We start from the raw sequence: 8,965 nt of genomic DNA on the forward strand, positions 1-8,965 counted from the left end.
TTTACCTTGCAAACGCGAAAAGTCTCATTAATTTTTAACCGCCGGCAATCAAATTTGGGCTAAATTTGACAAAGGATCGCTATGAAGGCGCTAAACGTTTTGCTTTTTGACGGATTTACCGCGATCGACGCGCTGGGGCCTGCCGAGACGCCTGTCCCTGGCGCGAGAAGGCGAGCGAAAATGCTACGAGATAGAGTACTTTTCGGTTACGGGCGGGCTCGTGGGCAGTAGTACGAGCGCTAAAATCTTGACGCGAAAGCTAGATGAGATGGCTAAATTTGATATTTTGCTGGTGCCGGGCGGTTTTGCGGCTAGAGAGCTTGCGCACGATAACAAGTTTATCGCTATTTTGGGCGAGCTAGCGCGCAGACACGATCACGTGATCGCGGTGTGCACGGGCTCGGTTTTGCTAGCTAAAACGGGACTTTTGGACGGCATGGAGGCCACGAGCAACAAACTATCGTGGCAGTGGGCGACCTCAGAGGCTCCTGGCGTGCGCTGGGTGCGTGCGGCCAGGTGGTGCGTTAGCGGGAAATTTTACACTAGCTCGGGCGTGAGTGCGGGTATCGACGCGGCTCTGGGTTTTATCGCGGATATGCACGGTCGGGACGAGGCGCAGCGTATCGCTCGGGCGATGGAGTACGTCTGGAATAGCGACAAAAACGCGGATCTGTTTTAAATTTTAGTTTGCGGCGGACGCGGGAATTTGACGGCTAAATTTAATCCGAGTCAAATTTACCGCACCGCGCGCCAAAACCGTAAGTTTTAAAACAAACGGCTCGTATCTTGTCTCGCGCTACCACAGTTTTAGGCAGACTTGCCCTATGATGACGGCGATAGGAGCTCCGTTTATGTCGTAAGTGTTGCTTGAGTTTGAACCAAAATCGGGCTTGACGACGTTGCCTTGTATCACCCAAGTGTTGCTTGAGTTTGCGCCATATTTGGGTTTTATTTTTTTGCCGTCAAACTCAAATGTGTTAGAAGAGTTGGCTCCTGTTTTGGGCTTTAGCACGCCGCCGTCAAATTCAAAGGTATTGTGCGTGGTTGCGCCGTATTTGGGCTTTAGCTCGTTGCCCTCGTATACCCAAGCGCCGTTGCCCGCAGACCTTCCGTCCCAGTTGATTTTCGGCATTTCGTCCTCCTAAAATGAGATACAAGCAATCACTTTGCGCGGCTTGCTTCTTTTGCTTCTTTTGCTTTTATCGCTTCGTAAATTTCATCCGCGTTCGTCAAATTTGCGTCCAAAAACTCCTGCGCCTTTTTGAGAGTGCGCGCGCCCATGATGCCGTCGGCTTTGACGCCGATAGCCTTTTGCACGTATAAAATTTTCTCTTTTTGCGTCATATTCGGAGCGGTTTTGGCGGTAGCAGTGGAGTTTGTTTCGCGTGCCGTCTCGTTTGAGCCGTCAAATTTAGCCGTCATCTCGCGAAATTTGGCCTCCAGGCCGCGCGACGCCTCAAATCGCTCGTCAAGCTGCACAAGAGTCGGAGCGTAACCGAAGCTCGATATCGCGCCGTAGATCGCGCCGAGGGCTCCAAAGCCCGCTAAAATTTTAAAAAACAGCGAAAAAGCCTCTTTGTTTCGCATGCTTTGGCGGTACTCTTTTGGCACGGAGCTGCGGCGAATCAACGTAACCAGCGCGCTAAGCGGCGCTAAGACGCACCAAGCCATGCCCGCGCAAATAGCCAAAAATATAAGCGTATAAATAGGCGCCATGATGTAGCGATCGGCTAAATTTTCGCCCAAAAATCCTGCCGTAAAAACTAGCGCAAGTAGCCAAAATAGCGAACCTAGCCCAAACCAAACCGCAGGCGAATAAACGGGAGAGATTTTGTTTAGGCACTTTTTCATCGTTTCGCCCAGTTTGCTCGCCGCGCCTCTTGAGACGTAGCCGTCGCAGGCCTCTATCACGGCGTTTGCGGCCTCGTTTTGCGCGCCGTCCGTCTTAGCGATACGCTTTAGCGCGGAGTCTAGAGCGGGCTGCGAGCAGTAGCGCGTGAAAAATTTAAATGCCTCGCGCCTAGTTATCTTGCCGTCGGCGTCGATCTTTTCTAGCATCATTATCTCGTCCGCGAAAAGATCGTCGAAAAAGGGCGGCCTGATAAAGGCGTAGGGCGGGTTGCTAAAGCCCACCGCCTCGTATTCCTTGCCTAGCAGTATAAAATTTAGCCTCGTTATCGCGCTAGAACCTACGTAAGAAAACAGGTGCGAATCCTCCCCGCCGCTCTCTTCGTCTTGATAAAAAGGTATCGTCTGCGAGAGAAATTTACAGCTGCGAGCGCACAAGAAGTCCAAAAGCTCGTCGGCGTAGGCGCGCGATTTTATGCGTAAATTTACGCCGGGTTTCGCGTAGGCGCCGATGTTTGCTACCGTGGTAAAGTATCCGTGTCCGCTACACTGGGCGCACTGCACGTAGCCCGACCCGCCGCAGCCGCCGCACCTTACCGTACCCGATCCCGAGCAGCCGTAGCAGGTGCTTGAGCCGCTACCGCCGCACGATGAACAGCTCTCGTAGCGATATGTCACGTAGGTGCTGCCGTCGGAGTTATACTGGGTGTGAGGGCGATTTACGCCGCCGCTGCCGCCGCACGTAGAGCAGCTTTGTCGTCCGCGTCCGCCGCAGCTGGAGCAGGTTTTTTTGCCTCGTCCGCCGCACTCGCCGCATCGCGTCTGCCCGTCGCCGCCGCAGTTGTCGCAGCGTTCGCTCATGCTAAATGGCTTAAAATCGTAATACCTAACCGTGCCGCCTGATTTTGCGACGGCTTCTTTTGCGTCTTGGCGTAGCTCGGCGAGTAAAATCTCGTGCAAATCGGCGCTATCTCTAGCCTGCAATAAGCACTCTCTGGCGTGATTTTCGTAGCCGCGCGCGTCGCCTCCGAAATGTATCTGCTCCTTTGCGCCGCCTGCGGTTTTGCTCTCTTCGCGCTTACCGTAAAACTCCCACGTCACGGTCGCCATCGCTTCAAAATCAAAAATTTCGTGCGAAATTTCTACCAAATCTTCAGGCTTAGCTTGGTTGCCGCTTACTAGATTTCGTAGCCCTTTTAAAAACGGCTCGTGTAAATTTAACTCGTCAAATTCGCTCATTTTAAATCCTAAATTTTATTTTACGCGTCTAGTCCCGCGCGCTTTTTTATCTCGCTTAAAAACTCCGCCCCGCCGTCTGCGAAGGCCTCGCGCGGCACGGTACAAAACATGGAGTTTGCGATGATAACGACGACGAAGTTACCGACGTAGCGGGCGTCGCTGATGACGTTATAAAAATATCTGCCCTCGCCGAATTTGCTTTTTTGCACGAAAAACTCATCCTCTAAGATCACGCTTTTTGGTCCGAATTCGCCGTAGTTTGCCCTGCTTAGCATGGTGCGAATCAGCAGCCAAGGTCGCAGCCCCGTGGCGTAAAGCACCGTCAAAAACGCGCCTATCCACGCAAGATAGGGCAAGATCGCCGCGCTTTCATAACCGTAATCTTCAAGCAAGCAACCAAGGTCGTTGATGTAAAATTTGACGCACAAAAGCGTGATAAAAATCATCCCGATAATGATCGCCGCAAAGTCGCAAAGGCTGATATAGCGCATAAATTTATCGCCCTTATAAACGATCTTGCCCACCTCGCGCGCCGTCTTTTTATACTCGGCGCTAGGCTTTAGCTCAAAGTCGGCTTTCAAATTTGACATTTACTTCCTTTAAATTTTGATGAAATATTATCAAATTTGGCCTAAATTTACGCTATTTTTAAAACAGCGGCTAAAACGAGAATTAAGCCTAAATTTCGTAAAATCACCGCTAAGACGCGAGGTCGCGTAATACGTTTAAAGGCAAACGATGCAAAGTTCAACCTCATAAATCCCGCTAAATTTAAACCAAATCAACCACCAAATTTAAATTTAACGGAGGCAACCATGAAAAGACGAGATTTTCTAAAACTAGGCGCGCTGGCGGCGGCATCAGCGCAGGCAAAACAATTTGACGCGGCGGCGCAGGCGATATTTGACGAGCAGATGGGGCTTTGCGCGAATAAATTTGGCGCGTTTTACGTCCAAACCATCGGCGGTAGGGTCGTTGGTACCGAGCTCTTTGAGGGCGACGCGATGCCAACGGTGCTAAACAACGCCCTAAGCGATCATATCCAAAACGAAACGCGCGTGAAATACCCCTACGTGCGCAAAAGCTTCCTTGCTGGTCCCTCAAATCCAAAGCCCGAGCTTCGCGGCAAAGAGCCCTTCGTGCGCGTTAGCTGGGACGAGGCGATAAAGCTAAGCGCTAAAATTTTAAAAGAAAACTTCGATAAATACGGCTCGGAGGCCATTTACGGGCAGCTTTATCAGTGGGGCAGCCTAGGCAAGGTCGGCCACTCGCAGCGCACCGCAAAGCGCATGCTAAACGCGCTAGGAGGCTACGTGAGCGAGCTTGGCGGCTACTCATACGGCGCGGCGACGGCGTTTTTGCCTCACGTGACCGGTTCTATCGATCCGACGCATAATCCTACGCGCTGGGAGGGCGTGGTAAAGGAGGCTAAAACGATCGTGTTTTGGGGCACGAACCCCGTCGTCTCAAACAAGATCGCCATCGGCGTGCCGATGCATAACTCCTACGCCTACTATGAGATTATGAAAGAGAAATTTAAAAAAGGCGAGATGAAAATTTACAGCATAGACGTCTACCACAATGAAACGGCGGAGTATTTCGGCGCACACTATCTCGCCGTGCGCCCTTGCACCGACACGGCGATGCTGATCGGGCTTTGCGATTATCTCTACGAAAACGGCCTTTACGACAAGGAATTTATAGAGCGCTACACGGTCGGGTTTAATAAATTTAAAGAGTATTTCACCGGCGCGAAAGACGGCGTGAAAAAGGATCTTGCGTGGGCGAGTAAAATTTGCGGCGTGAGCGAAAAGGAGCTAAAAGAGCTAGCGGGTACGCTAGCTAAAAAGGACACGCTTATAGTTACAGGCTACGCGATACAGCGCCAGCACCACGGCGAGATGGCGTACTGGGCGCTCATCGCGCTGGCTGCGATGCTAGGCGACATCGGCAAGACGGGGCGCGGCTACGTGATGAATGATCAGATGCATAAAAACGCAGATATTAGCTTCATCGCGCCAAAGCTTCAGGCCTTTAACCCCGCGGTAAACGAAAAATACATCGCCCCGCAAGGCAAGCTAGCTAAGGCTAAATATCACGAGATACCAAACAGCAGGCTCATAGACGCGATCATGGAGCCCGGCAAGCAGATCGAGCGCAACGGCAAAAAGTACGTCATGCCGCACATTAGAGTGATGTTTAACGCCAACGGTTCGACCTTCACCCGCCACCCAGACACCAACCGCGCGGTCGAAGCGATGAAAAAGATCGAAGCGATCATCACCACCGAGCCCTTTTGGACGAGTACGGCGAGGCTCAGCGACATCGTGCTGCCGGCAGCACTAGAGTGCGAGCGCACGGATATTGAGTTCGCAAACTCCACTAGCGAATACCTTTTTGCCATTAAGCCGCTAGTAAAGCCTGCGGGCGAGAGCAAGAGCGACTTTGAGATCGCGCGGCTCATCTGCGCGCAGTGGGGCGAGGAGTACGAGCAGGCCTTTAGCGAGGGCAAAACGGAGCTTGAGTGGGTGAAGGAAATCTACGAAAACGCCGCAAAGCAAGCCGAAGGTATGGGCATAGCGATGCCTAAATTTGAGGAGTTTTGGCAAAAAGGATATGTTAAATTTGATAAGATCGACGAGAAAAAGCGCTACTTCACAAACTACGCGGACTTCCGCGCCGATCCCGAGAAAAACGCGCTAAAAACGCCGTCGGGCAAGATCGAACTCTACTCCGAAGCGGTCGAAAAGCTAGGCTATGCCGACTGCCCGCCGCACGCGACGTGGATGGAGCCCTTTGAGTGGCTGGGCGGCGACGTGAGCAAGTATCCTATCGCCATCAGCGGTGCGCACTCTAAATTTAGGCTCCACTCGCAGCTAAACAGCTCGCTCATCCGCAACTACGCCGAGATCGCAAACCGCGAACCGGCACTCATCAGCCCCGCCACGGCAAAGGCGCGCGGCATAAAAACTGGCGACGTGGTGAGGATATACAACGACCGAGGCGAGATCCTCTGCGGCGCGCTGGTGAGCGACACGGCGCAAGATAACGTCGTGATCGTAAGCGAAGGCGCATGGTACGACCCGGCCGTCTGGGGCGAGAAAAGTCTTTGCAAACACGGCAACATAAACGTGCTAACCAAGGACGTGCCTAGCTCGCAGCTCTCGCAAAGCAACACCGCGCACACGAGCATGGTGCAGATCGAGAAATTTAAAGGCGAACTGCCGAGCGTAACGGCGTTTGATAGGCCTGTGACGATAGAAGCTTAGGCTTTGTGATTTAAATTTGAGCGGTTAAATTTGGTCGCTCAAATTTGACTACTTTTTAAACTTACCCGCTCAAATTTAGCGTCAAATTTAACTCAAATTTGACCGCTTCAGCGCTTGCTCCGCGCCGCTAAATTTTAAATTTGCTTTCAAATCAGCCGTTTTTTTGCCTAAAATTTGTAAAATTAGCCCAAAAAAAGGATAAAAAATGAGCCAAAAAACGCTAACGATCATCGACACTTTCGGATTTTTTTTCAGACTTTACTACGCGATGAGCGGACTAAAAAACCGCGAAGGCAAGCCAAGCGGCATGGTGAGCGGATTTGCGAATTTTATTATGAATCTGCAAAACGAATTCGCAAGCGACTATATCATTTTCGCGCTAGATAGCAAGGGCAAAACGCTGCGCCACGAGATCCTGGGCGAGTATAAAGCCAACCGCTCCGAGCCGCCCGCCGCGCTAAAAGAGCAGCTGCCGGTGTGTATAGAAATGATAGAAAAAATGGGCCTAGCCGCCGTGAGCCGCGAAGGCTACGAGGCCGACGACATCATCGCTAGCGTCGTAAAGGAGTGCAAGCAGCGGGATATATTCGTACGCATAGTGACGCACGATAAAGACCTCTATCAACTCATCGAGGACGGCAAAGTAAGTATCTACAGCCCGCAAAGCAAGATCGACCACGATAGCGCTAGCTGCATAGAAAAATACGGCGTTCCGCCAAGCTGCATACGAGATTTTCTCGCGATCGCGGGCGATAGCTCGGATAATATCCCCGGCGTCAAAGGCATCGGCGCGGTGGGTGCCAAAAAGCTGCTAAACGAATTTGGCAATCTAGAAAACATCTACGAAAACCTGCCGCTAGTGCGAAACGAACGTATCCGCGGTATGCTGGCAGAAGGCCGAGAGAGCGCGTTTTTGAGCAAGCGCCTAACATCGCTCTTTGACGACGTGCCTGACGTGCTAGATCTAAAAAGGGCGGAATTTCCCGAGCAAAATCCGCTCGTAAAGGTCGCCGATACTCTGCGCGAATACGATCTAAACCGCCTTTTAAAAGCGTTGCAAAATAGCGAAAACGCGGGCGAAAACGCGGAATTTAAGCTCGGCTTTAATGCGCGGCTTTTAACGGACGAGGGCGAGATCGAGCGACTGCTGGCAAATATAGACGCGGATACGCTCGTGGCCTTTGACACCGAGACCACGGACGTCGATACGCAAAACGCCCGCCTGGTCGGCTTTAGCTTTTGCTTTAACGACGAAGAGGCCTACTACGTGCCCGTGTCGCACGAGTATCTGGGCGCGCCGAAGCAGGTAAGCGAGAAATTTGCCGCCTGGGCGATAGGGCAAATTTACAAAGGCTGCGTGATCGGGCAAAATTTAAAGTACGATTTTAAGGTCGTAAAGCGAAATCTAGGGCTCGAGCCGCCCGTAAATTTTAAAGACACGATGATACTAGCGTGGCTCATGGATCCGGGCTCAAGCGTCGGTATGGACGCGCTAGCCAAGCGGCTCTACGACTACGACACGATCAAATTTGAAGACGTGGTAAAGCGCGGCGAGACCTTCGCGTCCGTAGCTCTTGAAAACGCCGCAAAATACGCCGCCGAGGACGCGTGGATAACGCTGAAATTTTACAAAAGCTTTTTAAATTTGCTTGACCCTGAGCTGCTCGCGCTTGCCGATACGCACGAGTTTGCGTTCATCCTCACGCTTTTTGATATGGAGCGCGAGGGCATCGCGATAAACCAAGGGAAAATGCAAAATTTGATCCTGCGAAACGACGCCAAGATCAAAGCCTTGACCGCTGAAATTTACGATCTAACGGGTGAAAATTTTAATATCAACTCCGTTAAACAGCTAGGCTCGGTGCTGTTTGAACATCTAAAACTACCCGTAAAGAAAAAGACCAAAACGGGCTACAGCACCGATGAGGCCGTGCTAGCCGAGCTCATCGAGGAGCACCCCGTCATCCCTAAACTACTTGAGTACCGCGAGCTATATAAGCTGCAAAGCACCTACTGCGAACCGCTGCTAAATTTGGTCAAAAAAGACGCCGACAGCAGGATATACACGAACTTTATCCAGACGGGAACTAGCACCGGCAGGCTCTCGTCTAAAAACCCGAATCTGCAAAATATCCCCGCTCGCGGTGCGCTGGCAAAGGACGTGCGAGGCTGCTTTGAGGCCAAAAGCGGCTTTAGCTTCGTAGGTCTTGACTACTCGCAGATCGAGCTGCGACTGCTTGCGCATTTTAGCCGCGACGAGGCGCTTTTGCGGGCGTTTGCGAACGACGAGGACATCCACGCGCGCACGGCGATTAGTATATTCGGCAGCGCCGAGGGGCAAAACCGCGCGGTGGCCAAGAGTATAAATTTCGGCCTCATCTACGGCATGGGCTCGAGCAAGTTAGCGGGGCAAGTAGGCATCACGCGCGCCGAGGCCAAGGAGTATATCGAGCGCTATTTTAAAGCTTTCCCTACGATAAAGGGCTTTTTGGAAGGGATAAAAACCGCAGCCAAAAACGAGGGCTTCGTGCGCACGCTGCTGGGTAGGAAGCGACTGTTTGACTTTACTACCGCGACGCCGATGCAAACTGCGATGTACGAGCGCGAGG

The 8,965-nt window shown here is 51.9% G+C and carries 7 protein-coding genes; 4 read left to right on the forward strand and 3 right to left on the reverse strand.

Going from position 1 to position 8,965, the window contains the following annotated elements; genetic code table 11:
- Nucleotides 1-81: 81 nt before the first annotated feature.
- Complete coding sequence (locus tag ACTTJF_RS01985; protein WP_442550525.1) at nucleotides 82-231, forward strand: hypothetical protein; 150 nt, start codon at nucleotides 82-84, stop codon at nucleotides 229-231.
- Nucleotides 221-679 carry a DJ-1/PfpI family protein gene (locus ACTTJF_RS01990; protein WP_442550526.1) on the forward strand — a complete coding sequence of 153 codons (459 nt, stop codon included), beginning with the start codon at nucleotides 221-223 and terminating at the stop codon, nucleotides 677-679. The genes ACTTJF_RS01985 and ACTTJF_RS01990 overlap by 11 nt, the downstream gene beginning before the upstream one ends.
- Before the next feature lie 117 nt (nucleotides 680-796).
- Here ACTTJF_RS01990 and ACTTJF_RS01995 read toward each other — a convergent pair whose 3' ends face one another.
- Genes ACTTJF_RS01995 through ACTTJF_RS02005 form a run of 3 tightly spaced genes read right to left on the reverse strand, consistent with a single transcriptional unit; the run spans nucleotide 797 to nucleotide 3,677 of the window.
- Entirely contained in the window at nucleotides 797-1,132 is a 336-nt protein-coding gene (locus ACTTJF_RS01995) for a hypothetical protein (RefSeq protein WP_122863445.1), read from the reverse strand.
- A 29-nt stretch (nucleotides 1,133-1,161) separates the two neighbouring features.
- Complete coding sequence (locus ACTTJF_RS02000) at nucleotides 1,162-3,087, reverse strand: hypothetical protein (protein ID WP_442550527.1); 1,926 nt, start codon at nucleotides 3,085-3,087, stop codon at nucleotides 1,162-1,164.
- 20 nt (nucleotides 3,088-3,107) lie between these two features.
- Entirely contained in the window at nucleotides 3,108-3,677 is a 570-nt protein-coding gene (locus tag ACTTJF_RS02005; protein WP_442550528.1) for a YcxB family protein, read from the reverse strand.
- A gap of 225 nt (nucleotides 3,678-3,902) precedes the next feature.
- On the opposite strand from ACTTJF_RS02005, the gene ACTTJF_RS02010 reads away from it, so the two are divergent.
- Complete coding sequence (locus ACTTJF_RS02010) at nucleotides 3,903-6,356, forward strand: molybdopterin-dependent oxidoreductase (RefSeq protein ID WP_442550529.1); 2,454 nt, start codon at nucleotides 3,903-3,905, stop codon at nucleotides 6,354-6,356.
- A 205-nt stretch (nucleotides 6,357-6,561) separates the two neighbouring features.
- Nucleotides 6,562-8,965: DNA polymerase I (gene polA / locus ACTTJF_RS02015; protein WP_442550530.1), on the forward strand; the 2,404-nt coding region annotated here is incomplete at its 3' end.

Origin of the sequence: Campylobacter sp. (genome assembly GCF_052170435.1) — a bacterium.
In the GTDB taxonomy this organism is placed as follows: Bacteria; Campylobacterota; Campylobacteria; order Campylobacterales; family Campylobacteraceae; genus Campylobacter_A.